Origin of the sequence: Granulicella tundricola MP5ACTX9 (assembly GCF_000178975.2) — a bacterium.
GTDB lineage: Bacteria > Acidobacteriota > Terriglobia > Terriglobales > Acidobacteriaceae > Edaphobacter > Edaphobacter tundricola.
Genome location: NC_015064.1, coordinates 2,516,079 through 2,535,444 on the forward strand (window position 1 = coordinate 2,516,079; position 19,366 = coordinate 2,535,444).

15 protein-coding genes and 1 other RNA gene are annotated in these 19,366 nt (G+C 59.0%); 8 read left to right on the top strand and 8 right to left on the bottom strand.

Going from position 1 to position 19,366, the window contains the following annotated elements; all coding sequences use genetic code 11:
- Positions 1–7: 7 nt before the first annotated feature.
- Positions 8–541 carry a Uma2 family endonuclease gene (locus tag ACIX9_RS10715; RefSeq protein WP_013580507.1) on the bottom strand — a complete coding sequence of 178 codons (534 nt, stop codon included), beginning with the start codon at positions 539–541 and terminating at the stop codon, positions 8–10.
- 78 nt (positions 542–619) lie between these two features.
- Between ACIX9_RS10715 and glmU the strand changes: the two genes are divergently transcribed.
- The 4 genes from glmU (at position 620) to ACIX9_RS10735 (ending at position 4,314) form a co-directional block, all read left to right on the top strand.
- Positions 620–2,044, top strand: coding sequence for a bifunctional UDP-N-acetylglucosamine diphosphorylase/glucosamine-1-phosphate N-acetyltransferase GlmU (gene glmU / locus ACIX9_RS10720; protein WP_013580508.1), 1,425 nt, complete (start codon positions 620–622; stop codon positions 2,042–2,044).
- 85 nt (positions 2,045–2,129) lie between these two features.
- A complete protein-coding gene (locus ACIX9_RS10725) occupies positions 2,130–3,239 on the top strand; it encodes a response regulator (RefSeq protein WP_232298693.1) in 1,110 nt (369 codons plus the stop codon).
- A 57-nt stretch (positions 3,240–3,296) separates the two neighbouring features.
- Positions 3,297–3,581, top strand: a complete 285-nt coding sequence (locus tag ACIX9_RS10730; RefSeq protein WP_013580510.1) for a 4a-hydroxytetrahydrobiopterin dehydratase — start codon at positions 3,297–3,299, stop codon at positions 3,579–3,581.
- A gap of 295 nt (positions 3,582–3,876) precedes the next feature.
- Positions 3,877–4,314 carry a CYCXC family (seleno)protein gene (locus ACIX9_RS10735; RefSeq protein ID WP_232298694.1) on the top strand — a complete coding sequence of 146 codons (438 nt, stop codon included), beginning with the start codon at positions 3,877–3,879 and terminating at the stop codon, positions 4,312–4,314.
- Here the strand turns inward: ACIX9_RS10735 and ACIX9_RS10740 are convergent.
- Positions 4,311–4,730 (bottom strand): EamA family transporter, encoded by a 420-nt coding sequence (locus ACIX9_RS10740; RefSeq protein WP_013580512.1) that lies wholly within the window; start codon positions 4,728–4,730, stop codon positions 4,311–4,313. The genes ACIX9_RS10735 and ACIX9_RS10740 overlap by 4 nt on opposite strands.
- A 42-nt stretch (positions 4,731–4,772) precedes the next feature.
- On the opposite strand from ACIX9_RS10740, the gene ACIX9_RS10745 reads away from it, so the two are divergent.
- Complete coding sequence (locus tag ACIX9_RS10745) at positions 4,773–5,417, top strand: SGNH/GDSL hydrolase family protein (protein WP_013580513.1); 645 nt, start codon at positions 4,773–4,775, stop codon at positions 5,415–5,417.
- 115 nt (positions 5,418–5,532) lie between these two features.
- Positions 5,533–5,886: a transfer-messenger RNA gene (gene ssrA, locus ACIX9_RS24725) on the top strand.
- Between the two features lie 1,268 nt (positions 5,887–7,154).
- Here the strand turns inward: ssrA and ACIX9_RS27380 are convergent.
- Positions 7,155–7,277, bottom strand: a complete 123-nt coding sequence (locus ACIX9_RS27380) for a DNA repair protein (protein WP_013580514.1) — start codon at positions 7,275–7,277, stop codon at positions 7,155–7,157.
- A 1,240-nt stretch (positions 7,278–8,517) separates the two neighbouring features.
- Between ACIX9_RS27380 and ACIX9_RS10750 the strand changes: the two genes are divergently transcribed.
- Both ACIX9_RS10750 and lnt read left to right on the top strand, forming a co-directional pair.
- Positions 8,518–12,783, top strand: coding sequence for a choice-of-anchor D domain-containing protein (locus ACIX9_RS10750; RefSeq protein ID WP_013580515.1), 4,266 nt, complete (start codon positions 8,518–8,520; stop codon positions 12,781–12,783).
- Complete coding sequence (lnt, locus tag ACIX9_RS10755) at positions 12,780–14,414, top strand: apolipoprotein N-acyltransferase (protein ID WP_013580516.1); 1,635 nt, start codon at positions 12,780–12,782, stop codon at positions 14,412–14,414. The genes ACIX9_RS10750 and lnt overlap by 4 nt, the downstream gene beginning before the upstream one ends.
- A gap of 140 nt (positions 14,415–14,554) precedes the next feature.
- On the opposite strand, the gene ACIX9_RS10760 is transcribed toward lnt, so the two are convergent.
- From ACIX9_RS10760 to ACIX9_RS10780, 5 genes are read right to left on the bottom strand one after another with little or no spacing between them, the layout of a single operon-like run.
- The gene (locus tag ACIX9_RS10760; RefSeq protein ID WP_013580517.1) at positions 14,555–15,454 is read right to left on the bottom strand and encodes a cytochrome c oxidase assembly protein; all 900 of its coding nucleotides are present in this window, start codon (positions 15,452–15,454) and stop codon (positions 14,555–14,557) included.
- Between the two features lie 15 nt (positions 15,455–15,469).
- Entirely contained in the window at positions 15,470–17,032 is a 1,563-nt protein-coding gene (locus ACIX9_RS10765; RefSeq protein WP_013580518.1) for a cytochrome b N-terminal domain-containing protein, read from the bottom strand.
- The gene (locus tag ACIX9_RS10770) at positions 17,029–17,754 is read right to left on the bottom strand and encodes a QcrA and Rieske domain-containing protein (RefSeq protein ID WP_013580519.1); all 726 of its coding nucleotides are present in this window, start codon (positions 17,752–17,754) and stop codon (positions 17,029–17,031) included. Before ACIX9_RS10770 ends, ACIX9_RS10765 begins: the two co-directional genes overlap by 4 nt.
- A complete protein-coding gene (locus tag ACIX9_RS10775; protein ID WP_013580520.1) occupies positions 17,751–18,497 on the bottom strand; it encodes a c-type cytochrome in 747 nt (248 codons plus the stop codon). Before ACIX9_RS10775 ends, ACIX9_RS10770 begins: the two co-directional genes overlap by 4 nt.
- Before the next feature lie 8 nt (positions 18,498–18,505).
- Positions 18,506–19,366 (bottom strand): hypothetical protein, encoded by an 861-nt coding sequence (locus ACIX9_RS10780; protein WP_013580521.1) that lies wholly within the window; start codon positions 19,364–19,366, stop codon positions 18,506–18,508.

A 19,366-nucleotide genomic window follows, 5' to 3' on the forward strand; every position in this document is an offset into this window, starting at 1 on the left:
GTGGAGGCTAGTCTTCGTCAAGTGCGGCGAAGACTTCCTCCAAGTCCACAGCTATGAGGGTGTCAGGCACGGTAAGGATGCCGGTGCAGTGGACTGTGTCTTTTGCGGCTGAGGTGCAGACTGTGGCTGTGCGGCGTTTAGGATCGACGATCCAGACCTGCGGGACGCCCATGCTGAGAAAGTCTGTGATGCGCTCACGCATCTCTCGAAAATTATCTTCTGGAGAGAGAACTTCAACGCAAAGAAGCGGCGGGATGTGAATGACCTGCTCTTTTGGGTACCGTGCGTCCGTAACGCAGACATCTGGAACGCGGTAGTTTCGAGTCCCGGTCTGAGTTCGGATCTCGTTACGCATGCGAATCTGCCAATCCTTGCGGTGGCGGTCAAAGATCCTGACGAAGACGTACTGTATCGTGCTGTGATCCCACTCACCCAAATTGCGCTCCTCGATGTGTCCATCCACGTAGTCAACGTCTGGACGGAAACTAGTTCTGAGGTATTCCTCAACCGAAAGGTATGGGGTTTGGGTTGCAGTCGCCATGAGTGGTCCCTCTGGCAGTAGTATGCTCCTTTCGTCTGGGTGGGTGGAACTGTTAACTTGGTGGTGAGGTTACTGGATATGCGGGATGGGTTTGCGATTGCGATCATGGCGGCGGGTAAAGGGACTCGGCTGAAGAGCAAGAGGCCGAAGGTGCTGCATGAGATTGGTGGGAAAGCGCTGTTGCTGCATGTGATTGCGGCGGCGAAGACGGTGGTGCCGGCCTCCGAGATCCTGTGTATCGTGGGGCATGAGGCGGAGCGGGTGAAGGCTGCGGTGGCAGCGACCGGCGTGCAGTTTGTGCTGCAGGCGGAGCAGCGTGGGACAGGTCATGCGATCCAGATGGTGAAGGCCTGGTTCGCTGAGACCGGGGTGGCGGTGCCGGAGAATCTGTTGGTGCTGAGTGGGGATGTGCCGCTGATTCGGCCAGAGACGATCGACGCGATCTGCGACGTGCATCTGCGCGAAGGTGCGGCGATGACGATTCTGACCGCCGTGCCGCCGAATCCTACGGGGTATGGGCGGGTGATTCGGGTTTCAGAGACGGGGCCGGAGGTGACGGCGATTGTGGAGCAGAAGTCGCTGACGGCGGATCAGATGGGGGCGCAGGAGATCAACTCTGGGATCTATTGCTTCCGGACGGCGGCGCTGTTCGGGAAGCTCGATTCCCTTTCCACCAACAATGCGCATGGGGAGTTCTACCTCACGGACGTTGCGGCGATGCTGGTGGCGGATGGGGAGCGCGTTGTCGCGGTGAAGGCGGAGAGCGTGGATGAGGTGCTGGGGGCGAATACGATCGCCGAGATGATGCACCTGGACCAGGCGATGCGGATGGAGACGGCTAAGAAGCTGATGGCGATGGGCGTGACCATCTTCAGGCCGGATACTTGCGTGATCGATGCCGGGGTGACGGTGGGGGCGGATACGGTGATCGAGCCCTATGTGCAGTTGCTGGGCGAGACGAGGATTGGGGTGGAGTGCCGGGTGAGATCGTATGCGGTGGTGCAGAACTCAACCTTGGGGGATGGGGTGCTGGTGCGGAATGGGTGTGTTCTGGATGGGGCGGAGGTGAGCGATGGCGCGGTGCTTGGGCCATACGCGCATCTGCGGCCGGAGAGCCGCATCGGCGAAGGGGCGCATGTGGGGAACTTTGTGGAGACGAAGAAGATGACGCTGGGTAAGGGGTCGAAAGCGAATCACCTCAATTACCTGGGGGATGCGGTGATTGGGGCGGGGGTGAATATCGGCGCGGGGGCGATTACCTGTAACTACGACGGTGTAAACAAGCACCTGACGACGATTGGGGATGGGGTGTTTGTGGGATCGGACTCGACGCTGGTGGCTCCGGTGACACTGGGGGATGGGGCATACGTGGCGGCGGGATCTTGCGTGACGCATGATGTGCCGGCGGGGGCGCTGGCGCTGGGGCGGTCGAGGCAGGTGAATAAGGATGGGTGGGCGGCGCGGAAGAAGGCGGCGCAGGAGGCTGCGAAGAAGGGCTGTTGAAGTCTGGGCTGGGGCCGATAAGGGATAGAGGCCTCCTTGCCTGCGAGCGTTCGCGGGCGGGCGGACGCGCATCTGCGCCCGGGTGATGAGACGTATGTTGCAGGGACGGGTTTTGGTTGTCGACGACGAGGCGGCGGTGCGCGGGATCGTCACGGCTCTGCTGGAGCGTATGGAGTATGAGGTAGTGACGGCGAATGGGGTTTCGGCCGCGCTGAACTATCTGCAAGGCGATCCTGCGTTCGACCTGGTGATGTCCGACATCATGATGCCGGGAGTGGATGGGCTGGCGCTGCTGGATGCGGTCGTGGCGGACTATCCGGGGATGCCTGTGGTGATGTTTACGGCGGTACATGACATCCATGTGGCGACGAATGCGTTTCGTCGGGGGGCTACGGATTATTTGCTGAAGCCGTTTGAGCGGTCGCAGTTGGCGAGCGTGGTGGGGCGGGCGGTGGAGCATGGGCGGCTGAGGAAACAGAGTTCGGCTTACCGGCAGAACCTGGAGGAGATCGTTTCGTCGCGGACGGGTCAGCTTCGGGCCACGATGCAGGATTTAGAGCGGAGCTACGACATCACGCTGGAGGCGATGGGGGATGCGCTGGATCTGCGGGACGCGGAGACGGAGGGGCACTCAAAGCGAGTGACGGCTTATAGCATTGCGCTGGCCCGGGAGATGGGGCTGAACGCGCATGAGCTGAGGGTGATTGCTCGAGGGGCGTTTCTGCATGACATTGGCAAGATCTCTACGCCGGACTCCGTGCTGCTGAAGCCCGGCAAGCTGGATGACGACGAGACCGAGATCATGCGGGAGCATTGCGAGCGTGGGTACGAGATGGTGCGGAAGATTCCGTTTTTGAAGGAGGCGAGCGAGATCGTCTACGCGCACCAGGAGCGGTATGACGGGAGTGGTTATCCAAGGGCGCTGAGCGGGGAGGAGATTCCGCTGGGGGCGAGGATCTTTGCGATTGCGGATACGCTGGATGCGATGACTTCGGACCGGCCGTATCGGCGTGCGGCTACGTTTGAGGCGGCGCAGGCGGAGATTGCGCGGTGTTCCGGGATTCAGTTCGATCCGGCAATCGTGCGGGTGTTTATGGCGGTGGAGCCGGAGCGCTGGCGAGTGTTGCGTGCCGAGGTGGGGCGGTTGAGTGCCGGGACGGCCTCGGTTGCGCTTTGCCGGCCCGCCGCGGTTTAGGACGGCTGCGTTGATCTGTAGAGGCGTGCGCACGTAGCATCGGGTGAGAGGTGACGGATGGCGGTGCTGAGCAAAGCTGAACTGGATGAGCTGCTGGAGAAGCAGCAGGGTTGGGAGCTGCAGGATGGGAAGCTGGTGCGGGAGTGGCGGTTCCGGGACTTCGTGGAGGCGATGAAGTTCGTCGATTTTGTGGCGGAGGTTGCGGAGGAGGCTGGTCATCATCCGGATATCGATATTCGCTACAACAAGGTAAAGCTGGGTCTGGTGACGCATGATGAGGGCGGAATCAGCTCCAAAGATGCCGACATGGCTGCTCGTCTGGGTGCCCGGTTCGATATCTGAGTATGCTAAGTCTTTTGTTTCGATCTTTCGGTGAAAAAAAGTATATGAAATTCAAGATTCTATGGATTGAAGTAGATTTTTTTCATAGATTGCGTTATTGTTGTCTTCAAGCCCAGTGAGACTCCTCCACTGGCAAGGTTCATCAGCCGCCGGGCTGGAAATGATTGACCGGCGAAACATGCTGATACAAGTTGCGTCACTGGCCTCCCGCCATGAACAAAATACCGTTCATGGCGCCTTTTTTTTGCTCTTGAGGTTTTGTGGACGATGGGCTTCGGACGGTAGAATGAGGTCCATGAAGAAGGTTTTAGGGTGTTTGGTGTTGGGATTGGTGGCTCTGGCCGCTTCCGCGCAATGGTCGAATCCGGCTGAAGATATTCCGGCTTATAACGCGCAGGCTCCAAGCCGGGCGTTGCCTCCGGTTTTGAGCGGCGCTCAGTTGACCGGTCCTTACTTCAGCCATCCGTACCAGGTCACCGCTTACAAGATGGCGGCCAAGATTCCGGGGGTGCTGCATCAGCAGCCCTGCTACTGCCGGTGCGACCGGGAGATGGGTCACAATTCCCTGCACTCCTGCTTTGAGGGGACGCATGGGGCGGCTTGCTCAACGTGCATGAAAGAAGGCGTATTTGCGTACCAGCAGACGAAGCTGGGTAAGACGCCGCTGCAGATTCGCGCCGCCATTGAAAAGGGTGAGTGGATGAACGTGGATCTGGAGAAGGCTACGCTTTAGGCAAAGGCGAGGACGATTGCGCCTGCGGTGATGAGGCCTCCGCCCAGGAGCTTGGCCGGGGTGAGGGTTTCTCCCAGGAAGAGCCATGCGCAGATGATGACGATGACCACGCTGAGTTTGTCGACTGGGGCGACGCTTGATGCCGGGCCCATCTGGAGAGCGCGGAAGTAGCAGAGCCAGGACAGGCCCGTGGCGATGCCGGACAGAAGCAGGAAGAGCCAGCTTCTGCGGCCGATCTGGGCGAGGCCGTTGTGCTTTTCCAGGCCGATGGCGATGGCCCAGGTGAAGACCAGGACGACCGTGGTGCGGATGGCGGTGGCGAGGTTCGAATCGATGCCCTTGATGCCGACCTTGGCCAGAAGTGCGGTGGCCGCTGCGAAGACTGCTGATAATAAAGCCCAACCTAACCAGGTCATCTTCTGATGATACCGGGTGGCTTGACTGGAGGGACGCGGGCGATGATGCTGGGTGTTATGGTTCCCTGGATTCGCCGCGCTGCCCCTGTGATGATTGCCCTTGCTTCCCTCTCTGTCGCGAACGGACAAGCCTCTGCTCCGAATCCGAATCGTCCTTCACTTTTTCTGGTGGGGGATCTTAGTTCGTCGTCCGTGGGAGATACGTTCGATCCGAACCGGATCAAGCTGGTGGAGAGCGGAGCCGTCGGGCAGACCAGCCGGGCCTATATCAAGTCTGGCGCGTGGGATCAGCTTGCGGGGCAGATCAAGCCGGGAGACTTCGTGTTGATCGAGTTCAATCCGGAGGGCCAAGGTGGGCAGGACCATGACGATGCGCAGCGGACGCTGAAGGGGATGGGAGATGGGACCTTCGACTACCTTGACCCGGGGACGAAGAAGCTTGAGCTGGTGCATAGCTATGGGTGGTATCTGCGGAAGATCGTGGTGGATGCGATCAACCATGGGGCGAATCCAATTCTCTGCTCGCCTTTAGCGGGGGCGAAGGACGGGGCTGGGGATTGGACGAAGGCGATCGCTACGGAACAGCGGATTCCATTTGTGGATCTGAGTGGGACTGGGGTTAAGGGTGGGTTGGTGGCGCTGAAAGCTGACCCTTTGGCGGCTTATCTGGTTGGGGCTGGGAAGTAGCCGGAACCCACATTTCAGAATCGCGATATGGGGCACCCAACTTCATATTTACGCGTGAGTTATACTAAGCGTAGATCTTTGAGTGCCCAATGCAATGTTGGTGCTTGCTCCAAATGGGGGCGTCACGGCTTCGACGGGATTGCTTGCGGCAGAGAGGCATGCCGGGGTGTGGACACCCGTAATCGCTCACAAAACTATAAGTGCCGAACCTCAGTTCGCTCTTGCTGCTTAATTAATTAAGTGGCCGATGTCCTCCGCTTCGCCTATGGGCGGAGAGCCATCGTCGCACAGTAGGCTGGTCCCAACTGCTCCGCCTGAGCGGACGGGACGAGATCGATCAGGCTGGTCGTCAACGTTTCTTCGCCCGTTCCTAGCGTCGATGACGAGACAAAGATGAACGTGGAAAAGCATGAAAGCTCTCTGTTGACTGTAGTTTCGGACGTGGGTTCGACTCCCACCGCCTCCACCATTTTAAGTCGTTTAAAATGTACGGCTTGCCGCTAGAAACCTAAGGGCTTGCGCTAAATCCGTGCTGGACTCCTTTTGAAAGATAAGGGTAGCTGATAACAACTCCAACCTGCGCGGTTGATTTTGAAGCCGCCGGAAAACGTCGGATTTGTTTCGACTGAATACGCGGCAATCCATACGCGAAGGTCCGTCCATTCTCCTAGTCCAGAGACGTTAAGACCGCGTTTGCACCCAATTCGCTCAGATCGCCATTAAAGTTTATCAGCGAATTCGCCATATAATATGCCGAATTAAAGCCTTCTATACCTGCCGGCACCCCAGACTCCCCGAGAAGCCAAGTATAGCTAGCCCTGTTCCCGCTCGTGCCGCAATTTTGGTTTCTCACTGACAGGGGCGAACGAGGTGCGCCAGTGAAACTCGAAGAAAATATGTTTCCCGGAATCACTGCAATAATGTTGTCATTGCGATCTATTTCAGATTCGGCGAGATCTGCACATGCTTGAGACGCATATCCCGCTGCGCCGGCGACCGAGGCTCGATCAAGATCATTGCAACACTGCTCACTTCTGATCCGTAGGCGTTTGATACCGTCACCGCGAACTGGTCCTCGTGTCTGCTAGTTGCAAGGCGGACATCATCAGGCTCGCCGATGTCGCGCCAAGGACTATGTTTCCGTCCTCTTCCACTGATAGCTCAGCGGACTACTTCCCGTTGCAGCTACCATCAGCGTGGCTTCACTCCCAAGGGAATCGTGGCGCTTGCCGCTGCACGGTGATCGCCGCCGCGAGGCCCGGCCGCTTTGGGCTTCCCTCTACTGCCGCAACCGGTTACCGAAAATATGGCCACCAGAACCGCAGTCCTAATTACCAGCGAGCCTGAAGGAGAGCAATGGTGCATTCGATTATGAAACGTACTCGATCTGATCGGAATCACCTGTGGTCGTCACCAGTATGGCTCGATCCGTCTTAGAAAGGGTCAGCATATTGTCGTGTGTTACGGGGAGGCGATTGCGGCAGAGATCCCCTTAAAATTTCAGTAGCGTGTCGTCGAAGGCAAGCACCGCTACGTTAGCGCGGATGATTATCAGTCCCCCCCAGCCTGGCGCATATCCCTCTTCATAACAGGTAGTGCAGATCGAGACGGCTGTGTCGTAGTGTCCTAATTTGGACGCCAAATTAAGACACTACCCAGAACTTCGTTCTGTCTTCACTGCTCGCTATGAGTCTACGTTCTCCTTTTACAGCTCAGTCGCCCTCGGATATTTATGATTTACTCCATCAGATTTAGCGGCAGGCGGGAGATCCCGCGAAGTTCATAGACGGTGCGGCCACCCGTCACTGTCATCAGCGCCCGCGCATTGTCCGGGTCAAAAGCGGCGGGATCGGCGGCCATTGCCTTTGCGATACCGTCAGTTCCAACGGATAAGCTGATAAATGTTTACCAGGGTGACGAAGAGAAATAGATGGCCAAGTCAGAGGCAGAGGTAGCGTGACCTGCAAACGATGCCGTGTTCCGATGCGGGAGCTAAAGGGTCATGTCTATCACGGGAAGCGAAAGTTTCGCTGCCCTTTATGCCTAAGGGCAAAGATGAAGAAGCCAAAGAAAAAAGAAGGCTTACACAATTAAGCGTGATCGTCGCGCCCTGCTATTGGAGCTACCAGGCGAGGCGGTCGATAAGGTAGCCCCTCGAATCGAATTCGCGGTTGCGTTTCCAGCGACATGAGCAGCGGTGGTTATCGGTCAAATCGGAGGAAGAGGAGAGCGGATACACAGTTCGCGCCTTCGCAAATTGTGCGTGCCATCCCTCGTGTTTATCGGTTTTTCGCTCGATGCGAAGCATGCCAAAGGCTACGAATCCACGCGGCATTCATTAATAGACGGCTTCGAAAAGCGAGTAACAATCCTTTGACCGCAATAGACTTCCAGGGACCAAACTCCCTTTTTCCTACACTTGAGTGGATTGAGCAGGAATTGAGCCGCGGTTGAGATTCGGTTGAGGACGACTACTCGCCGAGCGTGGGACAACAGACCCATGCTACGGAAACGGATTTCGATACGAATCGAACAGACCGAAGTCACCCTTTCGATTCCAGAGGTTTCCACCCAGGGGCCAGACCCGAAGGGGGCAGCTTCAAAAAAGCCACCACCCAGGCAGTGTCCCCATTGTGGGTCCCCGTGGCTTCCGAACTTCCGCGACGTACTGAGCACTCTGCGGCTGACACCAGCGCAACTGAAGCTGGCCGCGAACGAAGGAAAGCTGCACCTCTTATGTTCTTCCGACAACGAAGTGTGGGTCTGTGAACGGTCTATTCAAAAGATGAGGGATGAATGCAGCCCTTCCAAACTTCAGCAGTGATGCTCATAGGAAAAACAAAAATGCTCGACGAACTGTTCTCTTCTCAGTCACCGCGGGCCTTCTGGCGGGCCTTTCGCTCTGGCTACCTCTCGACCTGCTCCAGCGCCTTATCAGGAATGACTGCAGGCGTAACTAGAAAAATTGAGTGACGCCGGTATCCCGGAAAGATTGTCGATTGCTCTTCGGATTAGAAGACGCTCTGAGTCGATTCAGTTTCAGTAACCGAGGGGCGCAGCCGCTGCTGCCGACCCTGATTTCATTTTCAGGAGTTTTGTGATGAATTTCTATCCTCGTTCCCTCGCCTTCGTTCACAGCATCTTGTTGATGTCCATTGCGCTTTTCTGCGGGGTTGCGTCCTCACAGACCGCGGCATCTTCCCCATCACGCGAAACGATGAAGCGGATGTTGTTACGCCAATCCCTCCACTTTGAAGCTACGGCGGATGGCGGTATGTCCAGTCGCGGCATGGGTCGCAAAGTGAGGATTGATGGTGGAGGCGCTGTCATGTTTGGCGAACGCGACAAGGGCGCTGTTTCCGTGGTACTGGACGGAGCGAACTCACACGCCACGCCAGAAGGGCGAGACCTGCTCACAGTTCAGAGTAACTATCTGCTTGGCAACAAGCCCACACAGTGGCGGACAGGTGTAAGCCAGTTCGGCAGAGTGCAGGTATCGGCGGTTTATCCCGGCGTGGACCTTGTGTACTACGGCAATGGCGAGCAACTGGAACACGACTACCTGATTGCCGCGAACGCAGATCCTGGGATGATCCGGATGAAGTTTCGCGGCGCTTCGCCTCGGCTCGATGGCAAGACCGGTGAGTTGGTTCTGAAACAGCCCGACAGCTCCGAAGATGCCATCCGGATGGAGCGACCGGTGGCCTACCAGCTATCTGAGGGCGGCACGCGACAGGGTGTCATGGCGAGCTATCATCTAGGCGCGGACGGCGACGCGCAGTTCACGTTAGGCAGCTACGATCATGCGCGCCCGCTGGTGATCGACCCGGTGATCGTCTACGGCAGCTACTTCGGCGGCAAGTATACCGATTCGATTGTTGATCTCAAGGTGGCCGGTGACGGCAGCCTTTTCCTGCTATTGACCACGGATTCGACAGACCTGACTATGCCCGGCGCGACCGCTGGAGCCTGTATCGGTAAGTGCGGTCCGGCGAATGCGGATGGCGGCACATCCACCGCGCCAGATATGTACGTCGTGAAGTTCGACCCCACCTTCCAGCAGCCGCTCTTCGCGACGTACCTCGGCGGCAGCGGCAGCGATCAGGCTTATAACCTCGCGCTGGATACGGACGGCAGCATTTACGTGGCCGGCGCCACGCAAAGCACGGACTTTCCCATCGTGAACGGGTATCCCGGCGGAGCACCCGCGGGAGGCAAGACATCCGGCACACTGACGAAGCTGTCTGCGGACGGCTCGATGATCCTGTATTCCACGTTCATCGGCTACGGCAGGCCATCGGTAAACTACGCCCCGCCGGTTATGGCCACGGCGAACAACGGCATCGTTTACGTGATCGGGCAGTCCGGGGCCTCGGATCTGGCATTCATCTGGCAGAAGAATTCTCTCTTCCATATCGCTGTAGACTTTCTCGCGCAGCTCGATACAACCAAGACCGGAACGGATTCCGTCGTCTACGCGACCTACGTAGGCGACAGCATTGACGGCGCGAACGTCGTCACTCTTAGCTCGCTGGCGTTGGATTCGAAGGGCGATGTCTGGCTCTACGGCTCGACCCACGACAATATGTTTCCGACCACGGACGCCAGCGCGCTGGAGCCTCAGTGCAGGTCGACCCCCTGCGACGCCACCTTCCTGATGGAGATTGATCCCACCGGCTCCACGATTCCCTATGCCACGTACTTGGGAGGAGTCGACGGCGCCTCCAACGTGTATATCTATCCCCGCGATATCGTGATCGATCCCTCCGACAACGTCTACGTCTCCGGCTATACCAGCCAGGCCGGATTCCCCACCCTGAACGGTTATGAGATCGCCATCGACGGCAACCAGGCGGGCTACATCAGCAAGCTCAGTCCGGACGGCAAGACTCTACTCTATTCGACCTACGTGCCGGTAGGCGTGGAGATCGCGGTCTCGACGAAGGGGCTATTGGCCTTCACCGGCGTCGCCGGATCGGGCTTTCCGGTGAAGAATAACCTGCAGACTCCGCAACTTTCTCCTAACGTGTACGACGTCGTCTTTGGCCTGATCGATACCACCCAGTCCTTCGACAGTTCGTTGTTGGTATCGTCCTTCCTGGGATCAACCCAAGGAGCCACCGTGCCAGAGCGTGTATATCTTTCGCCCACCGGCCCGATTCTGATCGTGGGCACGACCAGCGCAACCGATCTTCGGATCGTCAATGGTTATCAGGTGACCCGCAGCGGCGGGACGTCCGACGGCTTCATCACCGCCATTGATCCAGGCATCCTGACTCTAACGCCGTCGACCCTCACATTCCCATCGACCAGCATCGGATCGACCAGCGTCGCCATGACCGCGACGCTCTACAACGGCACAGCCAAGAGCGTTGAATTGGCCCAAGGCAAGCTCTCGAACAGCACGGACTTCGCCCAGACCAATAACTGCGCCATCCTCTCTCCGAAGGCCAGTTGCACGATCAACATCACGTTTACCCCAATGTCGGCTGGAACGCTGACCTCAACGTACACCACCGGAGATCTCGACTTTCCAAACAACCCGCTCACCATCGCGTTGACGGGAAACGCCACCGGCGCAACAGTGACACTTTCGCCCACCGCGCTCGACTTCGGCATGGTTACCGACGGCACAACCACGACGCAGTCTGTCACGCTTACCAACGACTCCACCACAGCGCTCCCCGTCACCGGTGCCGTCGTAGCTGGTACAGGATTCGCCCTGTCCGGCAACACCTGCGGAGCCTCAGTCGCGGCTGGGGCAACGTGCCAGTTTGCCATCACGGTAGCTCCCACAGCCCCGAGCCCCTACGCTGGCACGCTGACCGTGACAGACGGCTTTGGAACGCAGATTGTGCAACTTACGGCGACCGGCGCCGCAGCGCCCGCTGCCGGCTCCGACACGCTGTCACCGGCAAACCTCGACTTCGGCGTCGTCCCGGTGGGAACGGTTGCGACAAAGCTTGTGACCTTCACGAACGGTAGCGATGCGACCATAGCAATCTACACCAACGTAAATTCCAACAACGCCTTCAGCGTGACCGCCACCACCTGCTTTATCAGCGTTCAACCGCATGCCTCCTGCACCTTGACGTTGCAGTTCGCCCCAACATACACGTCAACGCAGACAGAGACCTTCCAGGTAGTGGACAAGGTCTCCAATCCAACCATCAACGTCACGGGAACCACCTTTATCGTGTCGCCTCAGGTCACGCTGACGCCGAATCCTCTCATCTTCAAGGATATTCCCCAGAATCAACAGACGATACAACTGATCACGGTGACAAACAATTCGACCTTCCCGATCTCGTGGCAATTTGGCAATGTAACGCTCACTGGCGGAACCCAGGGCTTCGTCCCGGATAACGGCACACTTGCAACCTGCCGGGACAACGGCAATGGGGGCACCACTGTCGCTGCCGGCGGCAGTTGCCAGTATGGGATCGGCTTTCAGGGAAATATCGCAACTGATACCTCGGAGACCGCAATACTGACAATCCCCTACACGCTGCCGGGAAGCACATTCCAGTATGGGGCGTCTGTAACCTTGACTGCGAACGTGGTTACGCCTGCCGCGGCCACTGTAACGCCAAAAAATATTCAGTTCCCAGCCACGGCCGCTGGAAGCAAGAGCCCGGCACAAATCGTCACCGTGAGTAACAGTGGCGAAGCGCCGCTTGGGTTTACCAGCGCAACCTTCACCGGCGCTAATCCGACGGCGTTCACGCAGACGAGCAACTGCCCATCGGCTATCGCCAAGAACGCCTCTTGTCAGATATCGGTCACCTTCGGTCCCGATGCCAGCACCAACGAGTTCACCGCCAGTCTCGACGTGAAGCTCAGCACCGGTGACGTGAGCGTGACGCTCAACGGCGGCACCAGCCCCATGGACTTCGTCGTGACATCTCCCACCGGAACGCAGAACGGCAACAGCAGTCCAAGCTGGCTGATCAACATTGCGCCACTGACCGCAAGCATCGGCTTCAACCAGCCGATCACCTTCACGGTCAGCAGCCTCGATCCTTCCTATGGGACTCCAACCTTCACCCCGTCCACAGTGACGCCGAATGGAAGCTCGGTCAGCACCACCTTGACGCTCACGAATCCACAGCAAGTCATGATGAAACGGCCACCATTCAACTCTCGCCAGGGATGGCCTGTCCTCGCATGCTTCGCGCTGTGCTTACCGTTTGCCTGGAAACTCAAACCGATCCGCAATCGCAAAATCCTGCTCTTCCTGCTGTGCAGCCTGGCGGGAGGGCTCGTGTTGAATGGCTGCGGTGACGACCCACCGGCCATCGTTTTTACCGTCAATGCAACGAGTGGATCGATCAGCCACACTGTCAATCTGACCCTGCAACCATGACGATGACACGGGCAAAGATCACATCGGCGCGTGAACTGCCAGCGGGGTCCAGTCTTGCATTGGCCACGCTGGCAGGATGCCTCTGGTTTCTCAGCGCGCCGCCCTTCCGGTTTGCCGGTGGCGCCTGGATCGCGATGCTCCCGTTGATGTTCGTTCTGGACCAGACACTCTCCTTTCAAAGGGCCGTGTGGTTCAGCAGTTGGACCGGGCTGGTTGGAAATATGGGAGGCTTCTACTGGCTGTTCCAGACCATCCGGCGATTCGCACACCTGCCATGGCCGATCGCCCTACTCCTCTTCCTCGCCATCTGCCTGTATCAGGGTCTGACCTTCACCCTGTTCGGAGCGGCAGTCCACTTCGCAAGGCATCGCCGGACCATCCCCATGGCGCTCCTCGCTCCGTTGGCTATGGTGACAGCCGAGTGGATCGAACCCATGGTCTTCCCCGACAGTCTCGCGATCACACAAGCGTGGCATCCGTTGGTCATCCAGATAGCCGACATCACAGGCCCACTCGGGGTGTGCGCGCTGCTGCTGCTCATCAACGGCGCGCTGTATGACCTGATCGTCTCCACGCGCCGGGCAGTTGTGCCAGCCGTCATCTCAGCGATGATCCTCATCGCATCTCTGCTCTATGGAGCGATCCGCATCCGTCAGGTGGACGCAATCTCCAACGCCGCCGCCAAGCTGCGCGTGGGTATCGTCCAGCCGAACTTCGCTCACACCGAGAAGGGTTCCCAAAACCCGCAACCGGCATCGGAGCGCCTCGCCATCCTGCAGGAGCAGTCGCGAGAGCTAGAAGCAGCAGGTGCGCAGCTGATCGTCTGGAGCGAAACAAGCTACCCCTTCGCACTGCAACGTCGCAAGGGGGTCGTAGCGGTCGATCCATCGCCGGCGATCATGCGGGGCTTCCATACACCCGTCATCATCGGAGCCAATATCAGCGATACGGCGGCGCAAAAGCACTTCAACTCTGCGCTCCTGGTGGATCGTGGCGGCAACATCGCAGGCGTCTACGACAAGGTCAGATTGATGAACTTCGGCGAACGTATCCCAGCAGGCGAAATCCTGCCATGGCTCACCGACCTGCTGCCGCGAGACTACGCCCGCTTCACTCCTGGAAGCACGGCAACTCCCCTGCCCTTTAGGAATGACGATGGAACGGTCCTGAGACTGGGAACTTTCATCTGCTTCGAAGACATCCTGCCGGACTTTTTACGCCTCGTCGGAGCAAACCACCCACAGCTTCTGGTTAACCTCACCAACGACTCATGGTTCGGCGACACATCCGAGCCCTGGGAGCATCTGGCGCTCTCCGTCTTCGCTGCGGTCGAGCAACGAACCGCGATGGCAAGAAGTGTCAACTCCGGCGTCTCAGCCTTCATCGACGCCAACGGACGCGTACTTCAGAAGACCTACGCCGTTGATCCCTCTCTTCATTCGCAGCCGGCGAGCCACATGCTGGCGACTCTACCCCTCATCGAAGGCGGACATACTTTCTACGAACGAGGGGGGCATCTGTTCGGCGGCCTATGTTCGTTGTGCTTGCTACTGCTCTTAGCAATTCCACCATGCGTCAAGCATCTTCGCCACATCGCAACTCTGCGCGGCCTTGATGTGGAATGTTCTTGATCAGTACTGACAAACTTGCGCGACATCCTTAAATTTGTTCATTAAGAATGATTACCCACTGGGTCCCGCGCTTGTATCCCCAAAATGATCATGATGATGATGACGAGGGCGATAATCCCGCTTCTCGCGAACGCCGAGACCTACGGATTCTTGAGGTCTCTAACGATTCGTGCGGGTTCACGCTCATACAACTGGCTGCTCTTCCGCTCATCTCTACTCCCGCCGCTCAGCATGCGCGCAGCCAGAACGAGCGCGGGCAGCAGGAACGCCATGGAGCCAAAGACCCACATGATGGACGCGCCCACCTGCTGATCCATCAGGGGGTCCATGCCGAGTGGGTTGGTGTGGTTGAGGTAATAAGCGTAGACCGGATGGCCGATGAACGCGAGTGTCGCGGAAAGCCCGGTGTTGACGAAGTCTGCGCTTAGCAGATAAGCGAGAAAACCCCAGCTTGCACTCCGCGCGGTTGCCGGCCATGGCCGCAGCAGGATCCACCAGAAGCCGAGAGATGTGGCAAGGAAGCAGATGTGCTCGAAATCATGCCAGCCTTCATGCTCCAGCGCGAAGTCATACGCCTTGGGGAGATGCCATAGGAGCAGGGTGGCATTCATGAGTAGCCATGCGACCAGAGGCGAATCGAGCCAGTGCAGCACGGCGCGTATGAGTCGCGAACGGAGCAGCGGGTGCACGAGCGAGCGTCGCAGCCAGAGCGGAAGGCCGCGCAACATGGGGACAACGGGCCAGCCGATCAAGACCAGGGGCGGGACTGCGGACATGAGCAGAAGATGCTCGATCATGTGCGCGGTTAGCACGGTATCGGCCAGCTCTTCAAGCGGCGACGCCAAGGCCAACCAGAGGACCAGGATTCCCGCGCAGAAAGAGGCTGCGCGCAGTGATGAAAAGGTTGGGCGTGTCCTGCGCAGGAGAGAGAAGCCACGCAGGTAGAGGGCGATCGTAAGGATGCAAGTGGCCGTCAGAAAGAGCGGGGGGGTCCAGTCGCCGATAAGATCCGGGCTGGTGATCAAGACGGCCGAGATCAATGCATCTCCATGCGGTTAGCGGACCGGTTTGGCATCAAGTGAAGGGTCACCATGGCGTTCGGCAGGCAGGCTTTCGCCATCCTGTCCAAGCTGCATGGCGGGAACGTCTGCCGGGCTTTGTTCGCCGGGCCCACGGAGCGTGCGCAGGAAGCGGGTGAGCGCGGTGGTCTCGGCCGGGGAGAGCGAGTTGCCGAATGCGGGCATGTTGCCTCCGCCCTGCAGGACTTGGCGAATCAACTGGTCTTCGGACATGCGGGTTGCGATGGTGTCGAGTGACGGCCCACGCTGGCCGCCCATCCCGTCCAGCGAATGGCAGTTGCGGCACTGCTTATTCTGGAAGACGAGAGCTCCCTGACGCTCAAGTGGCGTGCGGTGGACGAGATAGGCTTGCGGCACGGGATCGCTGGTCCAGGCATCCATGATCGGACTCCATGGTGTGTAGGTGCCGAGCCGGGTGAAGATGCCGAGCGCCAAGGCGATCACGACGACCATTAAGACGGCGATGGGACGGCGCGACCAATGCTTCTCGCCTTCACCTGCAAACAGCGGCAGCGCCAGCATGCCCAGGATTGCGAGCACGGGCACGATGAGCATGACCGGGGTCTCAACAGAAGGAGGCAGAAACGCCAGTACGGCGTAGATCCAGAGAAAGGCGAAGTCCGGCTTGGGAGCGGTCTGGATGATAGTAGGGTCCGGCATCCCGCTGGGGCCGATGGGGCCGAAGATGACGGCGACTAGCAGAACGGAGGCCAGGATGATCGCCGCGAAGACAGCATCTTTCCAGGCGGCGTCCGGGACGAAGGCGATACCGGTGCGCTCGGTGAGCTCGTGGTACTCGCGCTCATAGGTGGCCTTGCGCACGATGCGGCCGGGCATGGGCCAGTCGTTGATACCGAGCTTAAGAACCATCCATACGTGAAGGCCGACTAGCGCGATCAGCAGGCCGGGAATGACGAAGACGTGGAGCGCGAAGAAGCGTGTGAGGGTTGGGCCGCCGATGATCGGGCCGCCCAGGATCATGTGCACGAGCGGGCCGCCGATGATCGGCACCCGTGAGGCGATGGAGGCGCCGATACCCAGACCCCAATAGGCGTCCTGGTCGAAGCGGAGGACTTGACCGGTGAAGGCCATGCCGAGTGTCAGCAGGAGCAGAACGACCCCGACCATCCAGGTCAGTTCGCGAGGGAATTTATAAGCTCCGAAGAGGAAGACCTGCGCCATGTGGATGAGCACGATGGCGATCATGAAGTTCGATCCCCACCCGTGGACCGCGCGAAGCAGCCATCCGAGGGCGACTTGGTGGTTCAAGACCTGCAGCACGTTCCAGGCGTTGCTGGCCGAGGGTGCGTAGACGAGCGCAAGCAGGATGCCGGTGACAACCTGCAGCATCAACAGCACGGTCGCCGCGCTGCCGAAGACGTACCACCAACTCGAGGTGTTCTCGGGAACCGGGTGCTCGGCGGATTGAAGCGCGGACTCTACCAGGCCGGTACGTTTCTCAAACCATGCGTACAGGTTGTACCCTCCGCGAACGAGCGAGGACTTTGCCGGTGTTTTTAGTTTCCTGGGATCGCTCATGCATTCCTCCCGTCGGGCTCGGAGGCGATGGAGATTGGGATGTGGTTGTAGGCTTCGGATGCTGCTTGCTCCGCGCTGTCGGTTTGTATATGGATGAGGGGTTCGTTCTTCTTCTCACGGCATGCCTGCGTGGCGAGCGTGGGCATCTCGCCGGCGTTGATGTAGACCCTGCCGGCGGAGACCCGGACGTCGTACTTGAAGAGTCCTCGCTCGGGCGGCCCTGAGGCGCGATCACCGTTGGCGTAGTATGCACCGCCGTGGCAGGGACAGAGGAAGAGCTGCGACTGCTCAAACCAGCGGACGGGACAGCCGAGGTGTGCGCAGTTGATGGCGAAGACCTCATAGCTGGTTGGGCTGAGACGCCTGGCCCAGCAGGCTACCTTATCGGTGTCGCCGTCCGTCGGTGTGCGCTGCGGGTTGAGGTACTCGACCAGCCGGGTTGCGCCGACGGGCATCGCATCCAGCATCGTCAGGGGAACCCAGCTGTTGTAGGAGCCATTCTTCTTGAACATTGGGCCTAGGACATAGCCGAGGATTGGGACGGCAAGCACGGCACCGACTACTGCGTTCAGGCCAAGCGAAAGCTGGAAGAGAAAGACCCTGCGAGTATGCTTGGCGGCCTTTTCGGCCGATGTGGACTGCGAGGCGGTGACTGGTACAGGCTGGTCCTGAGGCGCTGTGATCTCCGTCCGCTGTGATGCAAGTTCATTGGAATCATTCACAGAGATCCACTCTTTCCGGTGCTTGTGGCGGGCTGTGGTTGTGGTTTTGCTTCGCCAAGGCCATTCGAATAAGGCTGACCAGGCGTCTGGATTCGGTGCGAGGTGAGGAATGCGACCAGGTCGGTGATGGTCTGGTCGTCCAGCGGCGCGGCGCCGTAGCCAGTCCAGTCGGACATTCCGTCCTCCGGCTTACCCGCGACGATGTAGGTTCGCAGACCGCTGTCCGAGATGATCGCAAGGTACGTTGGGTCCAGAAGCGATCCGTTGCCGGGTGCGTGGCAGCGCAGGCAATCGTTGCGGTACGCCGTCTCTCCCCGCTTGATGTCGCCGACGGCGTGGCTCTGGTATGCGGGAGCCGTTGCGCCCGGCCTTCCCCAGTTCGTGACCATGCCGTGGGCAAGGATGCGGATCTGTGTGTCTGTCAGGAGGCCGCCGGCCTCTGTGGCAAATGCCGGCATCAGCGATCCGTCGATGCCTTTGGCGGTGATGTTGGCAATATTGGTCTCGCCCGCGTAGTTCAGATAGGCAGGATTTGCAAGCGAGACTGCTGCTCCATGCTGCCCATTGCTTCCATGGCAGGCTGCGCAGTTGCTGTTGTAGAGCGTCTTGAAGTCGGCCACCTGGTCGGGACGCTGCGGAATGTCTCCAGGCGCTGGACGTCCTGGCAGCTTGCAGCCCGTGATGCTGAGCGCCCCCAGAGAGAGCGCCCAAAGAAGGCGGGACGGTCCGGTCGATGGTTGCAAAGATAACCTCAAGAGTGTCCCCCATCTGCATCATCGCGATTGCGCACATCGCTATGCAATCCCGCGCGGACGGCAAACGGCAGGCTACTGAAGTCTGTGCCTCGCAGATGGATGTGCCGGTTGATGACCCAGCCTGTTACGAGACCGAAGGCCAACTGCGAGGGGATGAAGTAATCCCAATCGATGCGCTGGTTGAGGATCGGACTGATTAGACCGAGCATGCTGTAGATCAGACTGGTCCAGAACAGAGGGACCACGAAGCCTGCCATCAGGATGGGGCGTTTGGGGAACATGGGAAGAACGGCGGCGTAGAGCAGCCCTACGAGGGGGCAAGTTACGCCATGGATGATCGAAGCCGCGATCAGTCCTTTCCAGTGGAACTGCGCCAAGAAGGCATTGCTCTCATTGGACCACGAAGGGAACCCACCCGCTGCCAACAGATTGACCGGATACCAGACGCTGTGCTCCTTCAGCAGCCCATAGATCACGGCGGGAACCAGCATCGCGATTCCACCAGCGACGCCGCCTTCAATGCCCGCGAGCAGGCTAAAGGTCTCCACCGGTTGAACCTGCTGGTGGGTGGAGGAGCCGGAGAGGCGCGCGACCTCGCGTTTCGAGCGGGTAATCTCCACCCGTTCGCCAGTGACCTCCATCCATTCGTGCGCTTCGTGCGGCAGTATCTCGCGGAACCACCCGGATGCCGCATACACAAACATCAGGACGCCGACCAGGGTGACCCAAGCCGACGTGACCATGCCCGAGATGGAGAGTGCAAGACCAAGCGCAAGCACCAGCGGCCACGCTGTAGGCGACGGCATCTCGATCCGTGTATCGGCGCCCGGCCGTTCTATCTCATTTTCTGTAGCCAT